The following is a 26,971-nucleotide window of genomic DNA, read 5'->3' as shown; positions in this document are numbered from 1 at the left end:
TGTAAATCCAATTATAAATCGTTGGATTAGAAATATCGTAAATCTTTTCTAATTCGTAAACTGAATGCTTTCCTGATTCATAAAGTTTGACTATTCGAAGTTTAAAATTTTCTGAATAAATCTTTCGCGCTCCTAAACGTTTTCCGCTTTTTATCATCTTTTAAATGGTTTTTAAAACGGTCAACTTATATCAGGGAATGACATTTTGTATTTGGAAATGCTTATAATCAGTGATTTAATTATGTAGAATTTTATTTAATATGGCATAAATGCTGCTCAAATCATACATCGGTATTATACTTGACTTATTATTTCGATAGCTTCAAAATTTTGTTGTTTGATGAAAGTAACTCAATATAATCCAAACAGGAATAAAGCATGTAACTAATTGAATTTGTGTTTTTATGAAATGAATTGTATCGTTTGCATGATAATCTTACACCATTCAATGATTGATTATTTACTTACAAGTTGAATGATTTTTTTAGTAAATAGCGAATTTCAATTATTCAACTAGCGATAAACCCGCTGGTCATTCATCCAACGGCGATATTCAGCTGCATTTAAGTTATGTTGAGTCAAGGTTTTAGCAAATTTGTGGTAACCAACGCGTTTCAAATCAGCTACAAAATAATAGTAATCGTGTTGTTCTGCATTTAAAACCGCTTCTACAGAAGTTAAATCTGGCATAGCGATTGGTCCTGGTGGTAAACCTGCATATTTGTAAGTGTTGTAGGGCGATTCAATTTGTAAATCTTTATATAAAACCCGTTTAATGATGGTGTCAAAATTATTTTGGGTTTTCTTTAAAGCGTAAATAACAGTGGGATCGGCTTGTAATTTCATTCCTTTTTTCAATCGGTTTAAATACACACCTGCTACTTTTGGTCGCTCATCTACCTTAGCTGTTTCTTTTTGAACAATAGCGGCTAAACTCATTACTTCTGTTGGAGTTAGATTTAATTTAGCTGCTTTATTTTTTCGATTTTCATCCCAAAATCGATTGTATTCTTTCCACATTCTGTCTCTAAATTCTTCAGCTGTAGTATTCCAATACATTTCATAGGTGTTGGGCAGATAAATATTGAGTTGTGAAGCTTCCGATAAGTTATTCTTTTGTAAAAAAGCTTCATCTTTAATGGCTTTCAACAAAGACAAACTATCAGCTTCAATTTGTTCGGCAATTCGGCCTGCTAACAATTCTGGAAAATCTTGATTGTTAAAACTCACTTTTACAGGTTGATTAGCACTTCGTAAAGTGTTGATCAATTCGTTGTTATTCATTCCTTTTTGAATGAGATAACGACCTGGTTTCACATTGGTAGAATACTTTTTTTTGTTGGCTACTTTGTGAAAACCATCCGGATTTTTAAGCAAAGGTTTCAATTGTTGATACACATCTCTATACGAATCTTCACTTCCTATAAATACTTCTTTTTCTGCTTCATTAAATTTGGTATTTGGGCCAAAAATAGTTTGATAAATATAATAGCTGAATCCACCTAGAGCAATCAGAATTATTATGGAAGCAATTAATAAAATTCGTTTAATGTACATGTTTTATTTTTTGAAGTAAATATTCATCGTGGTAAGCGTCGTTAAAATAATTCCATTCTTTTTTTAAACCCACAATTTCGAATCCTAATTTTTGAAATAAGTTTAAACTTACTTTATTCGTATCGTTAATTCCGGCATATAATTGATGCAAGTTTAAATGAGTAAATGCGTATTTAATAAGCAATTCTAAAGCTTCAACAGCAAAACCTTTTTTTCTGTATTTTTCATGAATGATAATTCCCACTCCTGCCCGATTATTTTTGGGATCAAAATCGTATAAATCTATAAATCCTGCTGCATTTTCATCTAAATCTGCAATCACTAATCGGAGTTGCTTAGATGTATAAATATCTTCTAAAGCGTGTTCTAAATATTGTTTGAGTACATATTTTGAAAAAGGAGTTTGAGAGTCGCTTAAATGCCAGTAATTTTCATTGTTTTCAACATCATCTAAAAACAACAAATCTTCTGGTTCAAGTGCACGTAAAAGTATTTTATTTCCTTTTAAACTCAACATTTAATTTCTCCTTTAAAAACAAATTCAGCTGGTCCGATTAATTGAATATTTGAATAGTTTCCGTTTTGATGTGAAAAACGAACAGCTAAATTTCCACCTTCCGCTTTAACTGAAACTTCTTCTGTATCAATTTTATTAGCATAATGAGCGGCAATAGCAGCTGCAGTTACACCAGTACCACAAGCCAAAGTTTCGTCTTCCACTCCACGTTCGTAAGTTCTAATTTTAATGTAATGATCTTGGACTTCAACAAAATTGATATTGCTTCCTGCTTTTCCGTACAAGCTCGAATTACGAATTCTTGAACCTTCAGCTTTTACTTGTATTGCAGATGTATTTTGAACAAAATCGATATGATGCGGCGAACCCGTATCTAAAAAGCAACTCTCTGAATTATAAGATTTAATGGTGTCTACATCAGGCATAGACAAACTGACCAAATCATCTTCAAAATGGGCTTGGTGCAAACCATCAATTGCTAAAAAACGGCATTGTTTTTCAATTAAACCTAATTGTTTTGCAAAAGCAACTATACAACGCCCGCCATTTCCACAAAGTGTACTTTCGTTGCCATCGGCATTAAAATAGACCATCTTGAAATCTATTTCTTCATCTGGATGACTTTCTAATAAAATTAAACCGTCTGCTCCTATGCCAAAACGACGGTGGCATAATCTAGCTATCAATTTGGTATTATTTTTGAAAAATAATTCTCGATTATCAATCATGATAAAATCGTTTCCAGCTCCTTGAAATTTATAGAAAGTAAGATTCAAAATATGGTTTTAATTAAAACACAAATATACAATTTGTAGGTTGTTTTTTGCAGGTTAAAATGTAGTTAAAACAATTTTGAACTTACAAGATTGAAAATAATTTAGCGTTAGAAAGTTGTTATTCGAAAATATATTGAACTAAATTATATAGAATTATGAAAAAGTTTATTGGACTATTTTTAGTTAGTTGTTTAGCCGGTAGTATTACTTTAATTGGCTACAAGAGTTTTTTTGAAAAAGAATTAGCTAACACTCCTTTTGAAGAAACTCAATTTGAACAAGCGGTTGTCCCTACTTCTTACCCCGCTTTTACTAATGAAGAAAATTCAGAATTACCCGATTTTTCTATTGCAGCAGAAAATACAGTGCATGCCGTTGTGCACGTAAAAAACCTGAGCACCGCCAGAATGCCAAGAAATATTTTTGAATATCATTTTGGCAATGGTCCAGAACGCAAAGCTGTCCGCGGAATGGGTTCGGGTGTGATTATTAGTCCCGACGGATTAATTGTGACCAATAACCACGTAATTGAAGGCGCTACCGAAGTAGAAATTACATTGAATAATAATGAAGTATATCAAGCTGAAATTATAGGTCAAGTTCCTGAAAACGATTTGGCTGTATTAAAAATTGATGGTGAAGATTTAGAATTTCTAACTTTTGGAGATTCCAATCAATTGAAGCTTGGCGAATGGGTTTTAGCAGTTGGAAATCCTTTTAATTTAACTTCTACGGTTACCGCAGGAATTGTAAGTGCAAAAGCTAGGAATTTAGATCCTAGAAAAGCTGGAATGCAATCTTTTATTCAAACCGATGCGGCAGTAAACCCTGGAAATAGCGGTGGCGCTCTGGTAAACAAACGTGGTGAATTAATTGGGATTAATACGGCTATAACTTCTCAAACGGGTTCATTTGTTGGTTATTCTTTTGCCATTCCGAGCAATAATGCTAGAAAAATTATTGAAGACATTATGGAATTTGGTAATGTACGAAAAGCTGTTTTGGGTGTCCGTGGTGTTGATTTGGATGGAAAAAATGCAAAAGAACTTTCCTTAGATATTACACAAGGTTTTTATATAGGAAGTATAGATGATGATTCTGGAGCTGCAAAATCAGGCTTAAAAGAAGGTGATATCATTCAAAAAATTGATGGTATTAAAATTAGAAAATTCTCAGACTTAACAGGTTACATATCTACCAAAAATCCTGGTGAAGTGGTTCAAGTTCACTATTTAAGAAATGGAAAAACAAAACAAACTGAAGTTGAGCTAAGTATTTTTGAAGTGTATAAAATTGAAGATTTGGGTATTGAAGTCAGCAATGCTTCTACTTCCGAATTAGAAGATTTTAAAGCTGAATATGGAGTGAGAATTAACAGAGTAACTTCACAACGATTGGCTTCAGAAAATCTTACAGGAATTTTAATCACAAAAATTAATGATACGCCTGTTAAAAGTGTAAAAGATGTAGAAAAAGTGGTTTCTGAAAAAGCAATTTCAGATCCGTTAAAAGTCACATTTAAAGCACCGAATGGGGAAGAAATGACCTATATTTTCAGGTAATAAATTGGCTTCAACCCTAAAAGTTGTAAAAAAAACTCCGTATGAATTTGATACCAAAATTCATGCGGAGTTTTTTATAGGTGAACATCACGAATTGATAAGTTGCTTTTTGAAATCTTCAATTTGGTTTTGCAATTCTTCTGGTAAAGTTGGATTTTGTATGTCTGTAAACTCTTGCATGCGTTCTTTTATGGTTCTAGTTACCATTAAACGTGCATGATGTTTGTTGTCTGAAGGTATAATATACCAAGGTGCATTTTTTTTTGAAGTAGCATTAATGGCTTCTTCATAATAAGCTGTATACTCATCCCAAAGTTTTCGGTCTTTTAAATCTTCTGGTGAAAATTTCCAGTTTTTACTGGGTTTGTTAAGTCTTCTAAGGATTCTATTTTTTTGTTCATCCTTCGAAATATGCAAAAAGAATTTGAATATAATACAACCGTTTTGATGAATAGTCTTTTCAAAATTATTGATTTGCTCCAATCTGTTTTTCCAAAAAGTAGGTGTAATATCTTCAACTTTATTGATATGTGGAATCTTTTCGTTTAAAACAATGGATGGTTTAACTCTAGAAATCAATACATTTTCATAATGAGAACGGTTAAAGACGGCATACTTACCCCTTGCTGGTAAAGCTTTGTAATGTCTCCATAAAAAATCGTGTTGCAATTCAATTTCTGTCGGTTTTTTAAAACTATATGAATTTACTCCACGAACATTAAAATCTTTAAACACTTCCCGAATTAAACTATCTTTTCCAGAAGTATCCATACCTTGAATACAAACTAAAACAGAATATTTTCCGTGCGCATAAAGTACATTTTGCATTTCCCCAAGTTCACGTCTTTCTTTCCTAAGTTGCTTTTTTAGGGATTTGTTGCTAAATTGATTTTTTATTTGTGTGGGAAAATCGGTTAACCTGATGTCTTGTATTACTTGTAAGTTTGATAGTTCCATTTTCATTATTTTTCATCATATAATTTGTAAATATTCGGTAGTGATATTTTAAAAATTACTGCAACTAAACGAATACTAATTACAACGGCAAAAGCGCCGATAAAAACTATGCTTTGCGGTGCGTTAAAGTACGCAATAGCAAAGTAGGTAAATCCGCCTAAAATACATGCAGTAGCATATATTTCCTTTCTAAAAATCACAGGAATTTCATTACACAAAATATCACGAATTACACCACCAAAACAAGCGCTCATCGTACCAAAGGCAATGCAAATTAATGGATGCAAATCTGCGTTAATTCCCTTTTCTACACCAACTACGGTGTATAATCCTATTCCAAGTGTATCAAACAAAAATAAAGATTTTCTAAAATAGGTCAAGCGTTTTCTAAACACAACTGCAAAAATTGAAGTTGCTATAATAGTATAAACATAGGTCATGTTAGATAACCAAGCAACAGATTCATTGAGCAGAACATCGCGTAATGTGCCACCACCAACTGAAGTAACAAAGGCAATAATTAAAATTCCAAAAGCGTCCATGTGTTTTCGCATGGAAGTAAGTACGCCAGAAATTGAAAATGCTATTACACCTAAAATGTCTAGTATGAGAATAGCATCCATAAAAAGTTATAAGGGAGTTTTTATTCTTTAATTACCATGGCTTTTGCTTTTACACCAACCAATAAATTCCAAACATTAGAAATCATTAGATTACCATTTTCATCAAACACTTTTAATTCTGCTGTATTGGGTCCAGCCGAGCCTTGATTAAGCGCTACAAATTCAATTTTATTGAAGCCTTCTTTCAACTCTATAGTAAAAGTTTTAAAAGACGATTCTAACAAAACATTATCGGCTAAAACTTTACCATTCAAGAGTACTTGAACACGGTCTCCATCAAACATCATATGGTCACGACAAGCAATGGTTATTTTGCCAGAGGAAGTTTTAAACTCACCAAAATCCATATCGTTTTTATACTCATCTAAAATTTTTGGCTCCCGTTGCGGACCTTTCAAACGCTTATTTATTCTATCTTCGTGTAGGTCACTTGGATCCATAAAACTGGGTTGTTCTGTCATATCAAATCCATCTTTTTCCATGGATAATCCTTTCTTGTTTCGGTTAGGTATTCCCAAATTAGAAGATGGAAAAGATTTTCCAGACAAAGGACGCAAGTCTATTGTTTTATTAGCATTTGAAGAACGATCCAATTGCGCTATACTTGTTTGAAAAGCAAACAAGGCTATAAAAAGAAATAAATTGAATTTTATGTATTTCATAATATAAAAGTACAAAATTAATATGAACTACATTAAATGAAGCACGAATTATGCCATTTTTAAGGAATGCGAACTTAAACAAATAATTCCGTCTTCAAATTTCATTATTCAATACAGATATGCAAAATACTTACCATGATGAGTTAGGGAAATAGGAACACTCTTGTTTTGTTGATTTAAAAATGGAATTCCGTTTTGGTTCTTTGATAATTTTAAATTAATATCTGAACGCTTCAAATCGGGTATAAATAAAGAATTTTTAGCTTCTATTTCAAAATTTTGAAAAGAGTAAACATTTTCACCCTTAGTAAATGAATAAATTAAATTTGAACTGACATAGCTTAACACTTCATACTGAAGACCTTCAACACAAACTCTGCTCCTTTTTTCTGAAATTTCTTCGACTAAAAAATGAAATGGATTAAATTTAGGTAAGTGATTTTTTTCACGTTGATGCGCTTTATACACACTTTCTTTGATGCTCCAAATTTTCCAAAATGCTGTGAAACTCAAAACTTTATTCTTGAACTTTTCGGTTTCAACTGGATGAAGCACTTTTTCTTGAAAAGATGCTGTATTCCAACGGGTTTGATGCTTAGCTAGTGTTAAATCTACTACATCGTTGCCTAGCACTACTCTATTTTCTTTTGAATGATTTCTAATGAAGCTCCAACACTTGTCATTTGTTCCATTTCTTCATTTTCAATGCGGATATCAAACTTATCTTCCACATCTAAAATTACATCTACTAAATGAGCGGAATTGATTTCTAAGTCGGAAATAAAATTGGTTTCAGCAGATAAATTTTCAAAAGCAGATTGGTTTTGTATGTACGGTTTTACAATCTGTTTGAGTTGTTCTATAATGTCTTCTTTTTTCATTTTAAGTTTTTCAGTTGTTGTTTACAGGCAAAAGATTCAAATAAAAAATTTACACCTGTCATTATAATTATTAGTGATACTGTTCCTGCTAAAACCCATTGCCAAGTAGAAGCATCGTCGTGTTTTAAAAATCCGCTTTCAACTAAAGCAGATAATCCAAAACCCAATAAGGCAGTGCCTATACCACCAAACCACCAGTAGCGTTTTTGCAATTGTTTTTTGTTGTAATTAGACTTTTTCATCTTCCAATTCTAGGTAATTTCGTTTCACAAAATCCAAGGCGGTTTTTAAAATATTCCCCATGGTTTTAGCTCGTTTAAATTTAACGTCTTTGGTGAAATCTACTAGTTCTTTACGCAATTGTTTAACATATTCTTCTTTAGATACGGTATCTTTAATCATGCAGCGAATTAAAGTTCTAAACCTACGTTGCGAAGTAATTAAACGTTTAGCCACTTGCGATCGTTCTTCGTTTCGGTATTGCTCTATAGAGGATTCTTCTAAACGGTCTGCCACTAACATTACCATTTTGTAGTTTTCTTTAAAAAATTGTGGTCGGTATACTTTTAAGCTTCCTTCGTAATTTTGCTGATCGAAATCAATTGCTCGAATACGGTAATTTACATGGTCAAAATCGTGCGTAGGAATTACCACATAATTGTACGAACGCATATCGCCTAAAAGCCGTAAAGTACAACGCTCGTTGAATTTCACAAACTCTTTTGCAATTTGGTTTTTGGCTAAATTATCGCATTTATCTAATTCTTCTTTTATAAAAACATCACCGGGAATTCCAGCAATATGTTCTTCAATTAAAGTGTCTTTATACACCAAAAAGTTAATCCGGTGTGGCGATAAAATGTGTTCAAAATCCAGTCCATAAATTCGAGATGCATCTGCTTTTTTTACATAAAAATAGGTGAAATTATCATTCAATACATTTCTAATTTTTATGCGGAAAGGCTTCGAATTTCCAAAAGTGCAATAATCAATAGCATCGATATTTAAGAAATCTAAACGGTCCGCTTTACCATCCGAATGCAATAGCAAATAAACTTTTTTAAGTGAATTATCAATTTCATCACGTTCGTAATCAGGATAATAACAGCGCACCCAAAGCGTGTCTTCATCATTCCTATCGTAAACTACAATCGAACCTGAAAACCGTAGTAAATCGTCATAAAAAACAGGAATCTTAGTATTGCGATTGTATTGTTGTAAATATTTATGAAGTAAGTCGCTTATCGGGAAGCTAGGCTTCTTTTGCGACATGAGTTTTTCTTCCAAATTTTCCATATTCCAAATATATGAAATTGAAATTTGCCTGCTTCTAATTTCAAAAAAGAACAGATATAAATTATAGCGGATTAAAACCCGCTGTGCATTAAGAGTTGAAATAGATAGCCTAATTTCAGCCTTGCTGCAACAGGCAAGATCGAGACTTAGGAGATTTTTTAATTTCATTTAATGCCAAGCGACAATTAAAACAAAATTTTTCATTTAAACTATGATGGAAGGTTTAGGGAAGGTTGTAAACTAAAACACGAAAACACCCTTTGCCTTTCGGCATTTCCCTTCAGGGAAAAAATTTCAATCAAACATATTCATTAATAGTAAAGCTAGTAAAACCCATTTGAAAGTCGCTGAAAAGAGACAAATTACTTAAAGACGTCATTGGTAGTGATATTTTGATGTTTACATATCATTTCCGTTATCAAAGATTGGCTTAACATTGGCTTAAGCTTTGTTTAATCTACGTTTATTAAGACTAGCTTTACCTATAAATAATATAAATATAAGTTTATGAAAAAGTTACTAATTGCAGTATGTTTTATAGTAGGTTTGGGTTTTCATGCACAAGCTCAATCTATTTCAGAACATGCATTAGGCTTAAGGTTTGGTGGAAATAATGGATATGGTGCAGAAGTTTCTTACCAAAATGCATTAGGAGAAAATAACCGACTAGAAATTGATTTAGGCTGGAGAAATGATAGACATTTTGATGCGTTTAAACTTACTGGATTATACCAATGGGTTTGGAATATTGAAGGCGGATTTAATTGGTATGTTGGTTTAGGTGGTGGTGTTGGTAGTGTAGATTATGATAATAGATACCGAAATGATGACGATTTTGATGATGACAACGAATTCTTTGTGTTTGGAGCTGGAAATATAGGTATTGAATATGATTTTGATATTCCTTTACTCATCGCACTAGACTTTAGACCTGAGATTGGCTCTGGATATTACAATAACGACTTAGATTTTGACATTGCTCTAGCTTTGCGTTATCAGTTTTAATTCATCTTAAAGTTCATTTTTTAGATGAAGCTTAAAAGCCTTGAATTTTATTCGAGGCTTTTTTGTGTAGTTACACTTTATTACAATTCATCATTTGCAATAAAGCAGCTTATTGCAAAGTTTTTCTATTTTTGAAAGAAAATATATGCTATGAAAGATATTCTGTCTCCTTTTGTCATTCTTTTACTTGTTTTGGTTTCAGTTGAAGCCTTTTCACAATATCAAATCACTGGCAATTTTCCTGAAACGAAAAACCAAAAAATACAACTACTTGGTTTTGAAGGAATTCAAGTCTATTTAATAGATGAAACACAAATTAATCAAAGCGGAGATTTTAAGCTAGATTACAACGAAGAAGATTACGGAATGGGTTATTTAAATATTAGTGAAAAAGAAAACCACATTCTTGTGTTAGCTAAAGAAAATATTTCACTAGAAGGAAAAAGACTTTCTGAAAAAGAGACGATTATTTTAACTGAAGGAAACGAAAATATTTTGTTTTCTAATTATGCTAAAGAATTACCCATCAATCAAAATGCGCTTGGTGCTTGGGAGTATTTAATGGAAACGTATAGAAGTAATCCACATCTCAAATCGAGAGAAAAAACCATAAAAAGCATTGCAAGTGAGATTACCTACCTAAATCAAACCGATTCAGAATTTATGGCAAACTTACCGGAAGAGAGTTACATAAAATGGTTTATTCCTGTTCGAAATATGGTAAGCGATGTTTCATACGTTGCTCAGCAACAACCTGAATTAATTCCTCAACGTTTGCAAGCATTTAGAAATTTGCAGCACGACAATGATTTGTTTTATAAAAGCGGTTTATACAAAGATGCTTTTGAAGGTCATTTTTGGTTAATTGAAAATTCAGGTCTTAACTTAAATGAAGCGAATGCTGAAATGAAAAAATCCATTGATGTTATTGTTGAAAATTTAGCATTTGATGATAAAAAAATGAATGAAACAGGTGAATTTTTATTTCAGTTTTTAGAAAGTAGAAATCTGTTTGAAGCATCCGAATATTTAGCGGTTAAACTTTTAAATGAAAGCAGCTGCACCTTAAATAGTAGTTTAGAAAAACAATTGGAAATTTACCGTAAAATGAAACCCGGAAATACAGCTGAAAATATTGTTTTTGAAGGCGATGTATTTAAAGCAGGGAAATCGGTTGTAACGGCTAGTTTAAAAGAAATACAAAGCGATTATTACTTAATTGCCTTTGGTTCTAGCTGGTGTCCGGCTTGTGTTGAAGAATTGCCCAAGCTTCAAAAAGAATATGCAAGTTTTCAACAAAAAGGAGTGGAAATTGTTATGATTTCCTTGGACACTTCAAAGCAACAATTTCAAAATTTCATTAAAGATTTTGATTTTTACGCAGCATCAGATTACAAAAAGTGGAAAACACAAGCTATTTCCGATTACCATGTGTTTAGTACTCCTACGCTTTATTTAATAGATAAAAACAGAAAAATAGTATTGAGACCCAATTCTGTTGAGCAGGCCAAAAACTGGATTCAAAAGAATTTATAGTTGTTTTATTGGTTTCAAATTTAGTTAAAACTATGTATTTTAGTGCATCCGCTTTAGCTTCTAAAAACTTATTAAACGCCACGAATACACGAATAAATATGTTTTTTCTTTGAAATCTTTAGTGCATTCTTGGCAAAACAAACTTTCAGTCTGCAATCAAACCTTATGGAATTTAAGTCCATAGTGATTGAGTTAAGCCTAATAAAGAATTTCGTGATTTAAATTTGTAAGCGTAAAATCGATAACGATGATTTATTTCTTTAAATGAAGCTGTAATCCAGATAAAAAATTTCTCAAATATTGATCTTGCAAAACGCGATATTGGTCTTGGTCAGGATTTCTTAAAAAAGCACTGAGTTCATTTTTACTAAGTGTTTTTCCTTTTAGTTTAAACAGTTTCAACATGTCTTCGCTGTTTAGTTTATAAGCTATTTTCAACTTCTTTAATATGTCGTTGTTTTCTAATTCTGTTTCAATTGGTGGTTGTTTACCTGGTTTTTTTCCGCGTTTGTAATTGATGAGTCCATTTAAAAACAAGGCTAGTTCAACATCGCTTAAGGCTTTAAAATCGGTTGCTTCTTCTTCTTTTTGCCAAGCTTCAATATCAACTAAATTGGCATCGTAATCTACTTCTTCAAAAATACTTTTCAGTTTAGCATTATTAAAACCTTCAATAAAACGTAAGCGTTTAAAAACAGCGTTGTTGGTCATTTGTTTATTTTGCTTCAAAAGTAAGTAATTCTGAACTATTCAGTACACCCAATTGATTCATCTTATTAGCAATTTATTTCAATATATTTAGTGCTACAATTACCAAAGAATTATGAAGAAAGAAAACCCAATTGCAACTAACGATCTGTATTTTTGTACTTTATAGCTAATTCAATGAAAATCAATTACTTCTTTTATTGCATTTTACTAAGTCTTACAGTGCATTCTCAAACTTTTTTCAATGAAGACAGAGTAATCGAAAAATCCTTGTCTGAACGCTGGGAACTAGACACAATTCATAAAAAAGGAACTTTTAAACTTACTTTTTACAAACCCATTTATGTTTTACCAACAAGATGGTCTAGTAGCCCCAATGAACTTCCACAAAGTGAAAATCCAGAAAATAGTTTTTCAGAAAAACAAGACTACGATAGTGTTGAAGCAAAGTTTCAACTGAGTTTAAAAACCAAATTGATGCAGTCTTTTTTATTCGGATACGGAGATTTGTGGCTAGGTTATACACAATTAGCCAATTGGCAAGTTTATAACGATCCTATTTCAAGACCTTTTCGAGAATTGAATTACGAACCGGAAATCATCATGAATTTCCCGATGAAAGTGAATTTTTTTGGAATTGATCTTAGAATGGCTGGCGTAGCGTTTAACCATCAATCTAATGGAAGAGATTTACCCCGTTCTAGAAGCTGGAATAGAATTGTTTTTCATGCTGCTTTTGAAAAAGATAATTTTCAAATGTATTTAAAACCTTGGATTAGAATTGAAAACCCAGAAAAAGACGATAATCCCGGTATTAGTGATTATATGGGAAGAATGGAAGCCAATTTAATTTATAACTATAAAAAACACAGTTTCAATTTAATCGCCAAAAATTCGCTGGATTTTGAATATTATCGTGGCAGTGTAGAACTCAACTATTTTTACTCTGTAAAATCTAATCTTAGGTTTCATTTTCAATTATTTTCGGGTTATGGAGAAACGTTGATAGATTACAACCATAAGCAAACAACTGTAGGTTTAGGAGTTTCGTTTATAGATTGGTAAATATTTTCATCTAGATTTATTTAATGAAAAATAGCTTGAAAAATAGACGATAAAAATCCTATTTGGTCAAGTATAATTATGTGCAGCTTTTAAAACGTATCTTTGCAGATTAATAAAGAAATGACCAATACATAAATTGTTGTCATTTCATAAACACTTTTTATGTCATTTAAGTCATTAGGACTCTCAGAATCTCTTGTTAAAGCAGTAAGCGAACAAGGTTACGATACACCAACACCCATTCAAACCAAATCTATTCCGCCTGTTTTAGAAGGCAGAGATGTATTAGCTTCAGCCCAAACTGGAACGGGTAAAACAGCAGGCTTTACACTTCCACTGCTTCAAAATTTATCGCAAACGCCGCCACTACGAAATAGACCCATTCGGGCTTTAATTCTAACTCCAACACGAGAATTAGCTGCGCAAATTCATCAAAATGTAAAAGATTATAGCCGATTTGTAGATTTACGATCTACAGTAATTTTCGGTGGGGTTAATCAAAAGTCTCAGGTGTCGACCATCAGAAATGGAGTTGATGTATTAATAGCTACTCCAGGAAGATTAATCGATTTAAACAATCAAGGTTTATTATCCTTGAAAAATGTGGAAATTTTAGTGCTTGATGAAGCCGATCGAATGTTAGACATGGGCTTTTTAAGAGACATTAATAAAATTATGGGACTAATCCCAAAACAAAGACAAACACTCTTGTTTTCGGCTACCTTTTCGAAAGAAATTAGAACTTTGGCCAACGAGTTTTTAAAGAATCCCGTTTCGGTTGAATCTACTCCAGAAAACACTACAGTAGAAGCTATTAAACAACAAGTTTACCGAGTAGCGAAGGACAAAAAAACAGACTTGCTTATCAAATTAATTTCGGAAGGAAATTGGGATCAAGTCTTGGTCTTTACAAGAACAAAACACGGTGCTAATAAATTGGCTAAAAAATTGGAATCAGCAAATATAGGTGCGGCTCCCATCCACGGCAATAAAAGTCAAGGTGCAAGAACCAAAGCACTTGCTGGATTTAAAAGCGGTACGATAAAAGTTTTGGTAGCTACTGATATTGCTTCACGTGGTTTGGACATTCCGTTACTGCCTTATGTAGTGAATTTTGAATTGCCTAATATTTCTGAAGATTATGTGCACCGTATTGGAAGAACAGGAAGAGCTGGTGCCAGCGGACTCGCAGTTTCTTTAGTGAGTGCAGATGAAACTAGCTTTTTAAGAGATATTGAAAAACTAATTGGCGATAAAATTCCGATGGAAATAATAGAAGGATTTGAACCTGACCCAAATGCTTCAACAAAACCTATTAATCCACAACAACGTGGAAGAAAGCCTAGCAATAATGCTAATTCAAGACCATCTTCTAGACATAATACAAATAAACCATCCGGAAATAAGTCAAGAAATTCAAGGACAAATTCTAGCAAACCAAGGCGCTAAAAATGGCTGTTGAAAAGCAAAAAAACAATCCTTTACACGGAATTAAATTAGAACAAATTCTAGTTGATTTGGAAGCTTATTATGGATGGAATTCACTCGGAGAGCAAATTAATATTCGCTGTTTCAATGAATATCCATCCATTAAATCAAGCTTGAAATTTTTAAGAAGAACACCTTGGGCTAGAACCAAAGTAGAACAGCTTTATTTGCAGTACTTGAGAAAAGTCCAAAATTAAAATAGACGAATATCAAGCTGCAAAACGAAGGTGATATTATTGACGAAAATACATTCACTTAAGGATTTTTATTTATTCACATTTTTAAATGCTTCTCCTAAAAATTGAATGATATCTGATGCCATCAAACTTTCTTTACTTTCTTGTTTTAAAGCTAAATCTCCAGCTAAACCATGAATATAAACACCTAATTGTGCCGCTTGTAAAGGTGAATAAGCTTGTGCCAATAAAGAAGTGATTATTCCGCTTAACACATCTCCACTTCCTGCCGTAGCCATTCCTGAATTACCAGTAGAATTGAAATAGAAATTTTCACCATCACAAATACAAGAATACTTGCCTTTTACCACCAAAATGCAATTTTGTTTTTTAGCGAAGTTTTTTACTTTTTCAAGCTTTTCAAAATCGTCTTTCCAATTACCTATCAGTCGTTTTAATTCGCCAGGATGTGGAGTTAATATGGAGTTTTTCGGAATTAATTGTAATAAAGCTGAATTTTCAGCTATTAAATTCAATGCATCGGCATCTAGCAGCATGGGTTGATTAGAGCCTTCCAAAAAGCTTTTAAGCGCTTGAAAAGCTTCGTTGGTTTTACCAATTCCTACACCAATTCCAATGGAATTATAATTTTTAATTTCAGTAAAATGAATGTAGTTTTCCGATGGATTTTCCAACGCCATAGCTTCAGGCAAATAGGTATGCAAACTACTATGTCCAAGATTGGGCAACATTACACTCAACTTCCCTACTCCACTTTTTAAAGCCGCTTTAGAAGCCAGTAAAACACTCCCTAACATTCCTTTTTGTCCACCGATTAACAAGGCATGACCATAAGTTCCTTTATGTGAAAATTCCTTCCGTGGTTGATATAGTTTTTGAACAAAAGCTAAATCTATAAAATGATATTCCGTTTCTTCATTTTCTATTGCTTCTTGAGAAAGACCAATTGGTACAATTTGAAAATGTGGAACATATTTTCCTGTTTCGGGTAATAATAAAGCTAATTTGGGGAGTTGAAACGTCAAACAAATATCCGGCTGAACCAATTTTGCATCATCAGGAATGGCTTGATGTATAAACATTCCGCTAGGTATGTCTATACTGAAACAAAAAGCCTTAGACTGATTAATTTTAACTGCTAAATCTTCAACAAAAGCAGGCATTCTTCGGTTTAAGCCTACACCAAAAATTGCATCGATAACTATTTCGTTTTCATCAATTTCAATAGTTTCAACATCTTCAGCTTGTATGCTTTTTAGTTTTATATTTTCTTCATGTAAACGTTTTGCATTCAATTCAAAATCATTGGAAGTTTTATCGGCAAAGGCAACTTTATACACTTGTACAGAATATCCTAACTTATCTAAATAATAAGCAATTGCCAATCCATCACCGCCATTGTTACCAATTCCACAGAAAATATGGACGCATTTTTCATTTTTTTTCAAATAATAAAGAATAGCTTCAACGGCTTGTTTAGATGCGCGTTCCATCAACTCCCACGAAGAAATGGACTGCCATTTCATGCTGAGCTGATCTACCTTTCCAAGTTGTTTTGCTGAAAGAATTTTCATTGAAATTAATTTTAGCTTAATATAAGTAGAAACCTACAGAAAAAGTGCATTCTATTAATTTTTTGTAAAATGAAATCTTCAAAATGAATTAGATTGTACATTCACAAAAAAATCAAATGAAAAAAACAATTATTTTATGTGCCGTTGTTCTGTTGAATTTTGCTTGTGTAGATTCGAATAAGAAACAAAATGAAGCTAAAGCAAAAGATTCGACTTCTGTAGAAACTACACCAAAAGAAGAAATGGAGAAGGACGAACCCAAAATTCATCCAATAAGCCATGCCAGTTTTGTAATGGAATGGGGAGACAAAATTTGGTACAACGATCCAGTTGGTTCTGTTGAAGCTTACGCAGAATACGGCAATCCTGATGTGGTTATTATTAGTGATATCCACGGAGATCACTTTAGTGTAGAAACTTTACAAGCCTTAGAAGGTGAATTTAGTATTATTACTCCGCAAGCTGTTTTTGATGAAATGCCAGATGAACTTCAAAAAAAATCAGTTGTTTTAAACAACGATGATGATTTAATTTGGGAAGCTTTCGAAATAACTGCCATCCCAATGTATAATGTTACTGAAGAGCGATTAAAATACCACACCAAAGGTCGCGGAAATGGATATGTAATTGAAAAAGATGAATTTAGATTATATATAAGCGGTGATACAGAAAATACAGATGAAATGGAAGCTTTACAAGATATTGATTTAGCCTTAGTTTGTATGAATTTACCCTATACCATGACTATTCAGCAAGCAGCTGAAGGCGTAATTACTTTTGCTCCTAAAAAAGTGATCCCATATCACTATCGTGGTATGAAAGATGGTGAAAGTCATATGTATGACACCCAACTTTTTGAACGCTTAGTTAGTATGGAAGCCCCAGAAATTAAAGTAAAACGATTAAATTGGTACCCTGAAAATTAAACAAATTCAATATTTAATAAATCCGCACAAAACATTCAATCTTGTGCGGATTTTTTTTGTAATTAATTTATGCTACTTCAAAAAAGGAGTCACTTTTTCCTTGATTTCATCAACTATACTTGGATCTAGCAAGGTAGAAACATCTCCGATTTGGTTAGCTTCATTAGCTGAAATCTTTCGCATAATTCTACGCATAATTTTACCACTTCTGGTTTTTGGTAATCCTGAAACAAAATGAATTCGGTCTAACTTAGCAATGGGTCCAATTTTGCTTGCAATTAAGGTATTGATTTCCTTGCTTAAGTTGTCTTGATTTCGATCATCATTTTTCAAAATAATAAAACCTGCCAAGGCATTCCCTTTTACATCATGAGGAAAACCAATAATAGCCGATTCTGCCACCGCAGGATGTTCGTTAATAGCGTCTTCAATTGGAGCGGTTCCTAAATTATGTCCAGAAACGATGATTACATCGTCTACTCTACCGGTGATTCGGTAGTAACCGACTTCGTCTCGCAAGGCGCCATCACCTGTAAAATACATTCCTTTAAAAGCAGAAAAATAGGTGTCTTTGTAACGTTTATGGTTTCCATACACCGTTCTCGCCATACTTGGCCACGGATATTTAATGCACAATCTTCCATCGATACTATTGCCTTCAATTTCATTTCCTTTTTCATCCATTAAAGCGGGCTGAATTCCAGGTAAAGGTAAAGTTGCATAGGTAGGTTTGGTTGGTGTTACAAATGGAATAGGCGAAATCATAATTCCACCGGTTTCTGTTTGCCACCAAGTATCTACAATCGGGCATTTTTTCTTTCCAATATTTTCGTTGTACCAATTCCAAGCTTCTTCATTGATCGGCTCGCCAACACTTCCTAAGACTTTTAAAGAAGATAAATCGTATTTATTTACAAATTCAATATCTTGTTTAGCCAAAGCACGAATGGCAGTTGGTGCTGTGTAAAATTGGTTTACTTTATATTTTTCGACTACATCCCAAAAACGTCCAAAATCGGGATACGATGGCACGCCTTCAAACATCAAGGTAGTTGCTCCATTTAATAACGGACCGTAAACAATATAAGAATGACCTGTAATCCAACCGATATCTGCTGTACACCAATACACATCGTCTTCTTTATATTGAAATACATTTTTAAATGAAAATGCGGTATACACCATATATCCAGCCGTAGTATGTACCATTCCTTTAGGTGTTCCAGTTGAACCCGAAGTGTATAAAATGAACAACTTGTCTTCTGCATCCATTACTTCTGCTTCACATTGATCGTCTACTTTTTTCAATTCTTCATGTAACCAAACATCTCTTCCTTCTTGCATATTGATTTTTGCAAAAGTGCGTTTCGCAACTAAAACACTTTCAACTGAAGGAGTATTTTCTAAAGCTTCATCAACAATTCCTTTTAAATCGATTGATTTTGCGCCGCGATACGAACCATCTGAAGTAATGACCATTTTACAATCCGAATCATTGATTCGCGAAGCTAAAGCTGAAGCTGAAAAGCCTGCAAAAACAACCGAATGTACTGCTCCTATTCGAGCACAAGCTAAAGTGGCTACTGCTAATTCGGGTATCATGGGTAAATAAATACAAACGCGATCGCCTTTAGTTACGCCTTTGCTTTTAAGCACGTTGGCCATTTTGTTTACTCGTTTAGCCAATTCTGCATAGGAGATTTTTTGAGCTTCTTCTTCGGGATTGTTGGGTTCCCAAATAATTGCTGTTTTTTTAGCCCTTGTTTTTAGGTGTCGATCGATAGCATTCTCCGTTATGTTCAATTTTGCTCCTTCGAACCAAGTGAATTTGGCTTCATCTGGATTCCAATCTAGGATTTTATCCCATTTTTTCTTCCAAATAAAATTTCGTTCGGCAATTGTACTCCAAAAATTCTCAGGATCGTTTTGTGAAATTCGGTACACATCCATGTATTTGGCTAAGGAATCGATGTTGTAATAACTCTTTGTCAATGCCTTAAGCGAATTTGCAACAATATTTTTATCAGTTTTAAAAGCACCAACCTGAGCTTCATTAAAGGATTCGATAATTTCGCTGATTACCATCGGTTCTTCAATAGTAGACGGAATGCTGTAAGTTTTACCGTCTACGATTTTCCGAAGTGTTCGGCGTAAAATTTTGCCACTTCTGGTTTTTGGTAAGCGCTTTACCATCACTACCGTTTTTAAACTCGCTACTGCTCCAACCGAATCTCTAACTCGTTGAATTATTTCGGTTTCTAGCTTATACGACTCGTAGCCTTCTTCACCTGTTTTAGGCACTACAATGGCTAAAGGAACTTGTCCTTTTAAATCATCTTCCATTCCTACCACGGCACATTCTGCAACAGCAGGATGCATGGCAACCACTTCTTCTAACGCAGCTGTTGACAATCGGTGACCAGAAACATTGATTACATCATCAATTCTACCAGTAATAAAAACATAACCATCTTCATCGATGTAGCCGCCATCACCAGAAAAATAATAACCTGGAAATTTACTTAAATATCCATTTTTGTAACGTTCATGGTTTTGCCATAAAGTTTGCATAAAACCAGGTGGCAAAGGCAGTTTTGAACATAAATAACCTTCTTCGCCAGTAGGCATGACTTCACCATCGGCAGAGAGGATTTCCAAATCGTATCCTGGCACAGGTTTTCCAGAAGAACCTACTTTTACAGGTTGTGGATCCATTCCCATAAAATTGGCAGCAATAGACCAACCCGATTCGGTTTGCCACCAATGATCGATTACAGGAATGCCTAATTTTTCTTGCGCCCATTTCATGGTAGCTTCATCGCAGCGTTCACCGGCTAAGAATTGATATTTTAATGAAGAAATATCGTGTTTTTTGATAAATTCTCCTTTTGGATCTTCTTTTTTAATAGCTCGAAATGCCGTTGGTGCGGTAAACATTACATTTACTTTGTGGTCTTCAATTACTCGCCAAAAAGCACCTGCATCTGGGGTTTTCACTGGTTTTCCTTCATAAATAATAGTGGTATTTCTATGAATTAATGGTCCGTAAACGATATAGCTATGCCCGACGACCCAGCCCACATCGGATGCTGCCCAAAACGTATCGCCTGGTTTGGTTCCGTAAATATTTTCCATGGAATACTTTAATCCAACGGCATAGCCACCTGTATCACGAACTACTCCTTTGGGTTTGCCGGTTGTTCCTGATGTGTATAAAATATAAGATGGGTCGGATGATTTTAAAGCGATAGGATCGACTGGTTTTGACTTTTCCATTAATTCTACATAATCTATATCGTAGGATTTTTCTTCAAACTCTGCTCCTAATTTTCTATTGAAAACCACTACATGTTCCACTTCATGATTGGATTTTTCGATAGCTTCATCCAGCATAGGTTTGTAGGCAATTAATCGGTCTAATTCGATTCCTGAAGTAGCGGTTAAAATTACTTTTGGTTTGGCATCGTTTATACGCATGGCTAACTCGTCTGGAGCAAATCCACCAAAAACCACCGAATGAATGGCTCCTATGCGTGTACAGGCTAACATGCTAAATAGCGCTTGAGAAATCATTGGCATGTAAATAATTACCCGATCGCCTTTTTCTACACCTAAATCATGTAAGCCACCTGCCAATTTTGCTACTTTTTCTTGAACTTCCTTATAGGTATATTTAATTTGCTTTTGCCGAACTGCTGAATCGTAAATTACTGCAATTTCATCTCCAAAACCATCTTCAACATGTTGATCTATACACAAGTAACTTAAGTTTGTTTCACCATCAGGAAACCAATGATAAATTCCTTCTTCGGTTTGTGATAATGCTTTTGTTGGCGCTTTAAACCATTTAATGTTTTTAGCTTCATTTAACCAAAATTCTTCTGGATTGGCTAAACTTTTTTCGTAGGCTTCTTTGTATTTCATCGTCTTGTATTTTAATTATAAATTCTCAATTCTAATAGTTCAGTTTAATTTTTCACCGCAAAGGCGCAAAGGACACAGAGTTTTTAGTAATTAGTTGTTTGTTGGATAACACCCTTTGCCTTTCGGCATTTCCCTAAAGGGAAAATTTTTACTTTCAACATTTTGGTTCATAACATTAGTTTTAAATCTGAAATCTCATATCTTAAATCTCACTTCTAATATCTCACTTCTAATATCTCACTTCTAATATCTCATGGTTTATTTCTATTTGTATTTTCCACCACAAAGTCACAAAGGACACAGAGTTTTTAATAATTAGTTGTTTGTTGGATGCTATTAGTTATCAAATTTTTGTTTTAAATAAACACCCTTTGCCTTTCAGCATTTCTCTCAAGGGAAAATTTTTACTTTCAACATTTTGGTTCATAACATTAGTTTTAAATCTGAAATCTCATATCTTAAATTTAACTTCTATATATAACTTCTAATATCTAATATCTAATATCTACTATCTACTATCTAACTTCTAATATCTTAAATCTAACTTCTAATATCTCAATTCTCATTTCCCCGAAATTTGTTTATCAATTTCTTGTAATAGTTTCTTCATCGAAAAAGGCTTAGTCAAATATTGGTCTGCACCTTGGTCTAATCCTTTTTGAATGTCTTTTTCTTTGTTTTTAGCACTTAAAAAAATCACTTTAGTCTTGTTTAAATCTTTATGTTTTTTAATGAAATTCAGTACTTCAAATCCATCCACTTTTGGCATCATAATATCCAATACTACCACATCAGGAATTTTATCTTGTGCTATTGCTATCGCTTCTTCACCATTGCGCGCAATAAACACCTGAAAATCATTTTTCTTCAGTGTATATTCCAAAGCCATCACGATATTTGGCTCATCGTCTACGATTAATATCTTTTTCATGTTTTTGAGTTTTTTGGCAGTTCAACTATAAAACAAGCTCCTTTTGTTAGGTTTGCTTCGGCGTAAATATTTCCGTTATGCAATTCCACAATTTTTTTGCAAATGGCTAAGCCAAATCCGCTACCTTTTTGTTTTTTTAAATTTTGATTTTTAGATTGATAGAATTTCTTAAAAATATGCGGCAAATCTTCATCAGGAATTCCTTTTCCATTATCGATTAGCTTCAGCATAAGCATTCCATCTTGTGTTGAAATATCCAACTGAATCTCCCCTACTTTTTCATCCACAAACTTTAATGCATTAGATAATAAGTTGGTTAAAACCTGCATCATTTTATGGTGATCGTATGCTGCTTCAATTGAATCTGATTTCGTTTTCAGTTCGATGGTAACTTGCTTTTTATTGGCTAAATTTTGTACTCCTTTTATAGCTTTTTGGGCTGTTAACACTATATTTTGTACATTGAAATCTATTTCTACTCTACCGGATGCCAATTTTTCCAAATCTAAAATATCATTGATCAAAATAGCTAAACGTTCAGTATCATTTAAGATGTTTTCGATGAATTGTTTGCGTAGAGCGAACGGCATATCTTCACCATCGGCTAAAACTTCACTACTCGCTTGAATAGATGTTACAGGCGTTTTCAATTCGTGGGCAACGGTGTCTAAAAAATCATCTTTTAGTTGGTCTTGCAGTTGTAATTCTTCATTCACTAATTGTAATTTATCAGTAAGTTGCATCAATTTTTTTGATTGTGCTTCTAAAGCTTTGTTGGAAGAAATGGTTTCTTTATTTTCTTCTAAAATTTGAAGCACTTCAATTAAAGAAACTGGCTTTTCTTTAGCCACATTGCCAATTAATATTTTAGCTGAGGCACTTCCTACTGCTCCAGTTAACAAGCGTTCAGCAAAGTTGATGAAACGAGCATCGGCTAATTTTTCATCTGGATTTACGTGATAGCGTTTTCGAAAAATACGCAAAGCTTTTTCAGCTCTATGTTCTCCTATAAATCGTATTAATAATTGTTGAATATCTGCCACATAAGCTTCACCTTTCCAAACAAATGCAGTTTCTTTCATGGCTACCACTTGTTCGCTATTCACAAACATTTCACCATAATTGCGTTCGCGATAGTTTCCTTTAAAAGAAACGGAAACGGCGGCATACAAAAATGTATTTATCAACAAACTCCAAAACAAAGCATGTGTGGTCGGATTCAACACATCCAAGCCAAATAACTGGTAGGGTTTAAAGGTTTCAATTCCCCAAGGACCAAGGTCTTCAAAACTTGGATTGTTGAAAATTACCGTGGCAAAAAAAGGCAAAACATAAGTATAAACGCAGATTAAAAGTCCAGCAATCATACCTGTTTTTGCACCTAAAGACGAACCGCGATTCCAATACATTCCTAAGAAAAAACTGGGTGCTAATTGAGCAATAATCAAAAATGAAATTAAACCAATTGCAAATAATGAAACATTAGGATCAAAAAAGGAATACAGCAAATAAGCTAACAAAATCAGACTAAAAATACTTACTCTTCGGATATTTTTGATGTATTTTTCGTTTTTAACCGATTGATTTTTGGTGAATTTTTTGATAAACCCATAAGGAATAATTAAATTGTTACTCAACATGGTAGAAAGTGCTAAAGTAGAAACTACCACCATGGAAATTACGGCTGAAAATCCGCCGAGAAAAACCAAGACCGCTAACCAATTTTGTCCGTTTTGTAACGGAATCAACAAGCTGTAGTAATCGGGATTAAAGTTTTGGTTGCCTAATAGAATCATTCCGCCCCAAGCGATAAAAATCACAAACACATTAAAAAGCAACAAATACAAAGGAAAAACCCAAATGGCTTTTTTGAGTTGAGTACGTTCAGAAAATTCTACTACACTAACTTGAAATTGTCTAGGTAACAAGAAAATAGCTAAAAATGAAAGCACGATAGTAAAATACCAGTTTAATCCACCTGATATCCCACCAACACTACTTAAAGCAGCTAAATCCAATTGTTCGTTGGCTTGATTATAAATGTCTTGAGTTCCATCAAAAGCAAAAAAGGTAACGTAGATGCCCACAGCTAAAAAGAAGCCTAATTTTAAAATTGATTCGAATGCAACGGAAAACATAATTCCTTTTCTTCGTTTAGATGCATCTAAACTTAGGGTTCCAAAAAAAGAAGCGAAAACAGCTAGAATAAAAGCAATGTAAAAAGTAGAATCTGAAAAAATAAATCCTTCAGTAGAAGTTTGATCTGCTGAAGTGATGATTTGAAAAGTTTCCGAAATCGCTTTCAACTGCAATGAAATATATGGAATTACACTTATTGCACAAATGATGGTCACCAAAGCGCCAATAGAACGATTGTTTCCATAGCGAAGCGAAATAAAATCGGCTATGCTCGATACATTGTATAATTTGGAAAGTTGAATGATTTTCCGCATGACAATTACCCAAAGCGGTGCAGCGATGATTGGTCCAAGGTAAATGGCCAGAAATTCAACTCCAGAACGAGCGGCAATTCCTACGCTTCCGTAATACGTCCAAGCCGAACAGTAAACGGCCAAAGACAAAGCATATATGTAGGGAGAATTAACCCATTTGCTCTGTTTATTGCGTTCTGCCCAATAGGCAATTACAAATAAAAAGCCTAAGTAAATAAGGATAATAGCAAGTATAAACCAATTACTCATGAAAGCGTTTTATAATGAAATAACTCAGTAAAATAGAAATTAGCCAAGTTGTAAAAATGAAGACATAAAAACTAGGAAATCCTAGTACAGATTCACTTCCATCGAAAATTAAAATGAAGGGAATATTGAATAAAATCAATAAGGCAAAAGCGATGATAACCAATTTCTGTTGATGTCTTTTTTTCATTTTTTAAGCTATGCTATAAATATACACTATTTAATAAAATGGATTCTGCTTTCAAAGAAAACAGAATCCATTTGTAAAATTTAATGTCCTGTGGCTTCACCTGCTCCACTTGGAATTCTGATGTTCTCCACAATTTCTTGCACATCTTGTGGTGGTGCTGGGGTAAGTTTGCTCACCGTAATGGAAACCACAAAGTTGACTACCATCGCCACAGCACCAAATCCTTCAGGTGAAATACCGAACCACCATTCAGATTTTGGTGGTAATTCACCAATCCAACCTAGTTTGAATTTGGCCATATAAAACAACATCAACAGTAATCCAACTATCATTCCGGCAACTGCACCTTCTTTGTTCATACGCTTATTGAAAATTCCTAAAATAATTGCGGGAAAGAAAGATGCTGCTGCCAAACCAAAGGCTAATGCGACGACCGCTGCAACGAATCCTGGTGGATTAATTCCAAAATAACCAGCAACCACAACCGCTACAGTAGCAGATAATCTTGCAGCGATTAATTCGCCTTTGTCACTGATGTTGGGTTTGATCATTTTTTTGATTAAATCGTGAGAAACCGAAGATGAAATAACCAATAATAAACCAGCCGCTGTAGACAATGCCGCAGCCAAACAACCTGCTGCAACCAATGCAATTACCCAATTGGGTAATCTAGCAATTTCTGGGTTGGCCATTACCATAATGTCATTATCAACGTATAATTCATTTAAATTATCTGAAGGATTATTAGTTAAACGCTGTCCGAATTCTCCACGATCTTCACCTACAAATAAAGGTGAGTTTTTATTTCCTTCAAAAGCATTTCCACCACCTTTGTTTGGTCCTACATATTGAATTTTACCATCGTTATTTTTATCAGTCCAACCAATCAAGCCTAGTTCTTCCCAATTGTGAAACCATTCGGGCATTTCTTCATAATTAGCTTGATCTACAGTTTCCATTAAATTTACTTTTGCAAAAACGGAAACTGCTGGTGCTGTAATGTAAAGCAATGCGATGAAAAGCAATGCAAAACCAGCTGATTTACGTGCATCTTTTACTTTTTTCACTGTAAAGAATCGTACAATAACGTGAGGTAATCCAGCTGTTCCTACCATTAAAGCTAAAGTAATAGCAATGATATCTTGAATGTCTTTGGAACCATCGGTATATTTATCGAAGCCTAATTCTTGACTTAAACCATCTAAACGATCCATTAAATACACATCGGGATTACTCGCCAATGTATCGCCCATTCCTAACATTGGGATAGGGTTGTTCGTCATTTGTATCGAGATAAAAATAGCAGGAACCATAAATGCGAAAATCAACACACAATACTGAGCAACTTGTGTGTAAGTTATTCCTTTCATTCCACCTAAGACGGCGTAAAACAAAACAATTACCATCCCTATATAAACGCCTGTGTTTATTTCAACTTCTAAAAAGCGAGAAAAAACCACACCTACTCCACGCATTTGTCCTGCCACATAAGTAAAAGAAATAATCAAAGCACAGATTACCGCAACAGACCGAGCTGTTTTGGAATAATAGCGATCTCCGATGAAGTCAGGAACTGTAAATTTTCCAAATTTTCGTAAATAAGGAGCTAACATTAAAGCCAGCAAAACGTATCCGCCAGTCCAACCCATCAGGTAAACCGAACCGTCGTAACCCATAAAGGCAATAATCCCAGCCATAGAAATAAATGAAGCTGCCGACATCCAGTCTGCTGCTGTAGCCATACCGTTTGCTATGGCACCAACTCCACCACCAGCAACGTAAAAATCTTTAGTTGATCCAGCTCTAGACCAAATTGCAATTCCGATATACAGAGCAAAAGTAGCTCCTACAATGATATATGTTAATACTTGTGCACTCATTTTTATGTGTTTTTAGT

The 26,971-nt window shown here is 33.8% G+C and carries 25 protein-coding genes; 7 read left to right on the top strand and 18 right to left on the bottom strand.

Going from position 1 to position 26,971, the window contains the following annotated elements; genetic code table 11:
- The 4 genes from IEV72_RS13775 to dapF form a co-directional block, all read right to left on the bottom strand.
- Positions 1–157, bottom strand: a 157-nt coding sequence (locus IEV72_RS13775) for a helix-turn-helix domain-containing protein (protein ID WP_188459470.1), incomplete at its 3' end; no start/stop codon positions are given.
- Between the two features lie 356 nt (positions 158–513).
- Complete coding sequence (gene mltG, locus IEV72_RS12570; RefSeq protein ID WP_188459469.1) at positions 514–1,557, bottom strand: endolytic transglycosylase MltG; 1,044 nt, start codon at positions 1,555–1,557, stop codon at positions 514–516.
- The gene (locus tag IEV72_RS12565; protein WP_188459468.1) at positions 1,547–2,074 is read right to left on the bottom strand and encodes a GNAT family N-acetyltransferase; all 528 of its coding nucleotides are present in this window, start codon (positions 2,072–2,074) and stop codon (positions 1,547–1,549) included. Before IEV72_RS12565 ends, mltG begins: the two co-directional genes overlap by 11 nt.
- Positions 2,068–2,850 (bottom strand): diaminopimelate epimerase, encoded by a 783-nt coding sequence (dapF, locus tag IEV72_RS12560; protein ID WP_188459467.1) that lies wholly within the window; start codon positions 2,848–2,850, stop codon positions 2,068–2,070. Before dapF ends, IEV72_RS12565 begins: the two co-directional genes overlap by 7 nt.
- Positions 2,851–3,005: 155 nt before the next feature.
- Here dapF and IEV72_RS12555 point away from each other — a divergent pair, with 155 nt between their 5' ends.
- Complete coding sequence (locus IEV72_RS12555) at positions 3,006–4,412, top strand: trypsin-like peptidase domain-containing protein (protein ID WP_188459466.1); 1,407 nt, start codon at positions 3,006–3,008, stop codon at positions 4,410–4,412.
- A gap of 87 nt (positions 4,413–4,499) precedes the next feature.
- Here the strand turns inward: IEV72_RS12555 and IEV72_RS12550 are convergent, their stop codons facing one another.
- The 7 genes from IEV72_RS12550 to IEV72_RS12520 all read right to left on the bottom strand — a co-directional run bounded on the left by IEV72_RS12550 (position 4,500) and on the right by IEV72_RS12520 (position 8,822).
- Positions 4,500–5,375, bottom strand: coding sequence for a PPK2 family polyphosphate kinase (locus tag IEV72_RS12550; RefSeq protein ID WP_373284009.1), 876 nt, complete (start codon positions 5,373–5,375; stop codon positions 4,500–4,502).
- On the bottom strand, positions 5,375–5,992 hold the full coding sequence (locus IEV72_RS12545) for a trimeric intracellular cation channel family protein (protein WP_188459464.1): 618 nt from the start codon (positions 5,990–5,992) through the stop codon (positions 5,375–5,377). Before IEV72_RS12545 ends, IEV72_RS12550 begins: the two co-directional genes overlap by 1 nt.
- Before the next feature lie 20 nt (positions 5,993–6,012).
- Positions 6,013–6,654 carry a hypothetical protein gene (locus tag IEV72_RS12540; RefSeq protein WP_188459463.1) on the bottom strand — a complete coding sequence of 214 codons (642 nt, stop codon included), beginning with the start codon at positions 6,652–6,654 and terminating at the stop codon, positions 6,013–6,015.
- 108 nt (positions 6,655–6,762) lie between these two features.
- Positions 6,763–7,287 (bottom strand): 4'-phosphopantetheinyl transferase family protein, encoded by a 525-nt coding sequence (locus IEV72_RS12535; RefSeq protein WP_188459462.1) that lies wholly within the window; start codon positions 7,285–7,287, stop codon positions 6,763–6,765.
- Complete coding sequence (locus IEV72_RS12530; RefSeq protein WP_188459461.1) at positions 7,287–7,535, bottom strand: acyl carrier protein; 249 nt, start codon at positions 7,533–7,535, stop codon at positions 7,287–7,289. Before IEV72_RS12530 ends, IEV72_RS12535 begins: the two co-directional genes overlap by 1 nt.
- On the bottom strand, positions 7,532–7,777 hold the full coding sequence (locus IEV72_RS12525) for a hypothetical protein (protein WP_188459460.1): 246 nt from the start codon (positions 7,775–7,777) through the stop codon (positions 7,532–7,534). The genes IEV72_RS12530 and IEV72_RS12525 overlap by 4 nt, the downstream gene beginning before the upstream one ends.
- Positions 7,764–8,822: a hypothetical protein gene (locus tag IEV72_RS12520; protein ID WP_188459477.1), complete on the bottom strand. Its 1,059-nt coding sequence runs from the start codon at positions 8,820–8,822 to the stop codon at positions 7,764–7,766. Before IEV72_RS12520 ends, IEV72_RS12525 begins: the two co-directional genes overlap by 14 nt.
- Positions 8,823–9,338: 516 nt before the next feature.
- Here IEV72_RS12520 and IEV72_RS12515 point away from each other — a divergent pair.
- Positions 9,339–9,836, top strand: coding sequence for a hypothetical protein (locus IEV72_RS12515; RefSeq protein WP_188459459.1), 498 nt, complete (start codon positions 9,339–9,341; stop codon positions 9,834–9,836).
- A 150-nt stretch (positions 9,837–9,986) separates the two neighbouring features.
- Entirely contained in the window at positions 9,987–11,372 is a 1,386-nt protein-coding gene (locus IEV72_RS12510) for a peroxiredoxin family protein (RefSeq protein ID WP_188459458.1), read from the top strand.
- 252 nt (positions 11,373–11,624) lie between these two features.
- On the opposite strand, the gene IEV72_RS12505 is transcribed toward IEV72_RS12510, so the two are convergent.
- A complete protein-coding gene (locus tag IEV72_RS12505) occupies positions 11,625–12,101 on the bottom strand; it encodes a YehS family protein (RefSeq protein ID WP_229731916.1) in 477 nt (158 codons plus the stop codon).
- Positions 12,102–12,257: 156 nt separating this feature from the next.
- Between IEV72_RS12505 and IEV72_RS12500 the strand changes: the two genes are divergently transcribed.
- The 3 genes from IEV72_RS12500 (at position 12,258) to IEV72_RS12490 (ending at position 14,830) form a co-directional block, all read left to right on the top strand.
- Entirely contained in the window at positions 12,258–13,145 is an 888-nt protein-coding gene (locus tag IEV72_RS12500; protein WP_188459456.1) for a phospholipase A, read from the top strand.
- A gap of 162 nt (positions 13,146–13,307) precedes the next feature.
- Positions 13,308–14,594 carry a DEAD/DEAH box helicase gene (locus IEV72_RS12495; RefSeq protein WP_188459455.1) on the top strand — a complete coding sequence of 429 codons (1,287 nt, stop codon included), beginning with the start codon at positions 13,308–13,310 and terminating at the stop codon, positions 14,592–14,594.
- A gap of 2 nt (positions 14,595–14,596) precedes the next feature.
- Positions 14,597–14,830, top strand: a complete 234-nt coding sequence (locus IEV72_RS12490; protein ID WP_188459454.1) for a VF530 family protein — start codon at positions 14,597–14,599, stop codon at positions 14,828–14,830.
- A gap of 68 nt (positions 14,831–14,898) precedes the next feature.
- Here IEV72_RS12490 and IEV72_RS12485 read toward each other — a convergent pair whose 3' ends face one another.
- Complete coding sequence (locus tag IEV72_RS12485) at positions 14,899–16,404, bottom strand: NAD(P)H-hydrate dehydratase (protein ID WP_188459453.1); 1,506 nt, start codon at positions 16,402–16,404, stop codon at positions 14,899–14,901.
- Positions 16,405–16,520: 116 nt separating this feature from the next.
- Between IEV72_RS12485 and IEV72_RS12480 the strand changes: the two genes are divergently transcribed.
- Positions 16,521–17,330: an MBL fold metallo-hydrolase gene (locus IEV72_RS12480; RefSeq protein ID WP_188459452.1), complete on the top strand. Its 810-nt coding sequence runs from the start codon at positions 16,521–16,523 to the stop codon at positions 17,328–17,330.
- A 72-nt stretch (positions 17,331–17,402) separates the two neighbouring features.
- On the opposite strand, the gene acs is transcribed toward IEV72_RS12480, so the two are convergent.
- The 5 genes from acs to IEV72_RS12455 form a co-directional block, all read right to left on the bottom strand.
- Complete coding sequence (acs, locus tag IEV72_RS12475) at positions 17,403–21,254, bottom strand: acetate--CoA ligase (RefSeq protein WP_188459451.1); 3,852 nt, start codon at positions 21,252–21,254, stop codon at positions 17,403–17,405.
- Between the two features lie 562 nt (positions 21,255–21,816).
- Positions 21,817–22,185: a response regulator transcription factor gene (locus tag IEV72_RS12470; protein ID WP_188459450.1), complete on the bottom strand. Its 369-nt coding sequence runs from the start codon at positions 22,183–22,185 to the stop codon at positions 21,817–21,819.
- Positions 22,182–24,887, bottom strand: a complete 2,706-nt coding sequence (locus tag IEV72_RS12465; RefSeq protein ID WP_188459449.1) for a sensor histidine kinase — start codon at positions 24,885–24,887, stop codon at positions 22,182–22,184. The genes IEV72_RS12470 and IEV72_RS12465 overlap by 4 nt, the downstream gene beginning before the upstream one ends.
- Positions 24,880–25,074: a hypothetical protein gene (locus IEV72_RS12460; RefSeq protein ID WP_188459448.1), complete on the bottom strand. Its 195-nt coding sequence runs from the start codon at positions 25,072–25,074 to the stop codon at positions 24,880–24,882. Before IEV72_RS12460 ends, IEV72_RS12465 begins: the two co-directional genes overlap by 8 nt.
- An 80-nt stretch (positions 25,075–25,154) precedes the next feature.
- Positions 25,155–26,954 (bottom strand): sodium:solute symporter family protein, encoded by a 1,800-nt coding sequence (locus IEV72_RS12455; protein ID WP_188459447.1) that lies wholly within the window; start codon positions 26,952–26,954, stop codon positions 25,155–25,157.
- Positions 26,955–26,971: the final 17 nt, after the last annotated feature.

Origin of the sequence: Psychroflexus planctonicus (assembly GCF_014640195.1) — a bacterium.
Taxonomy (GTDB): domain Bacteria; phylum Bacteroidota; class Bacteroidia; order Flavobacteriales; family Flavobacteriaceae; genus Psychroflexus; species Psychroflexus planctonicus.
This window is presented reverse-complemented; position numbering and strand designations above follow the sequence as displayed.

Coding starts and splice junctions, on each gene's coding strand:
- IEV72_RS12495 (WP_188459455.1), top strand. CDS start 13,308: ATGTCATTTAAGTCATTAGGACTCTCAGAATCTCTTGTTAAAGCAGTA.
- IEV72_RS12460 (WP_188459448.1), bottom strand. CDS start 25,074: ATGAAAAAAAGACATCAACAGAAATTGGTTATCATCGCTTTTGCCTTA.
- IEV72_RS12500 (WP_188459456.1), top strand. CDS start 12,258: ATGAAAATCAATTACTTCTTTTATTGCATTTTACTAAGTCTTACAGTG.
- IEV72_RS12565 (WP_188459468.1), bottom strand. CDS start 2,074: ATGTTGAGTTTAAAAGGAAATAAAATACTTTTACGTGCACTTGAACCA.
- mltG (WP_188459469.1), bottom strand. CDS start 1,557: ATGTACATTAAACGAATTTTATTAATTGCTTCCATAATAATTCTGATT.
- IEV72_RS12555 (WP_188459466.1), top strand. CDS start 3,006: ATGAAAAAGTTTATTGGACTATTTTTAGTTAGTTGTTTAGCCGGTAGT.
- IEV72_RS12515 (WP_188459459.1), top strand. CDS start 9,339: ATGAAAAAGTTACTAATTGCAGTATGTTTTATAGTAGGTTTGGGTTTT.
- IEV72_RS12550 (WP_373284009.1), bottom strand. CDS start 5,375: ATGAAAATGGAACTATCAAACTTACAAGTAATACAAGACATCAGGTTA.
- IEV72_RS12480 (WP_188459452.1), top strand. CDS start 16,521: ATGAAAAAAACAATTATTTTATGTGCCGTTGTTCTGTTGAATTTTGCT.
- IEV72_RS12525 (WP_188459460.1), bottom strand. CDS start 7,777: ATGAAAAAGTCTAATTACAACAAAAAACAATTGCAAAAACGCTACTGG.
- IEV72_RS12455 (WP_188459447.1), bottom strand. CDS start 26,954: ATGAGTGCACAAGTATTAACATATATCATTGTAGGAGCTACTTTTGCT.
- IEV72_RS12465 (WP_188459449.1), bottom strand. CDS start 24,887: ATGAGTAATTGGTTTATACTTGCTATTATCCTTATTTACTTAGGCTTT.
- acs (WP_188459451.1), bottom strand. CDS start 21,254: ATGAAATACAAAGAAGCCTACGAAAAAAGTTTAGCCAATCCAGAAGAA.
- IEV72_RS12545 (WP_188459464.1), bottom strand. CDS start 5,992: ATGGATGCTATTCTCATACTAGACATTTTAGGTGTAATAGCATTTTCA.
- IEV72_RS12485 (WP_188459453.1), bottom strand. CDS start 16,404: ATGAAAATTCTTTCAGCAAAACAACTTGGAAAGGTAGATCAGCTCAGC.
- IEV72_RS12510 (WP_188459458.1), top strand. CDS start 9,987: ATGAAAGATATTCTGTCTCCTTTTGTCATTCTTTTACTTGTTTTGGTT.
- IEV72_RS12540 (WP_188459463.1), bottom strand. CDS start 6,654: ATGAAATACATAAAATTCAATTTATTTCTTTTTATAGCCTTGTTTGCT.
- IEV72_RS12490 (WP_188459454.1), top strand. CDS start 14,597: ATGGCTGTTGAAAAGCAAAAAAACAATCCTTTACACGGAATTAAATTA.
- IEV72_RS12470 (WP_188459450.1), bottom strand. CDS start 22,185: ATGAAAAAGATATTAATCGTAGACGATGAGCCAAATATCGTGATGGCT.
- IEV72_RS12530 (WP_188459461.1), bottom strand. CDS start 7,535: ATGAAAAAAGAAGACATTATAGAACAACTCAAACAGATTGTAAAACCG.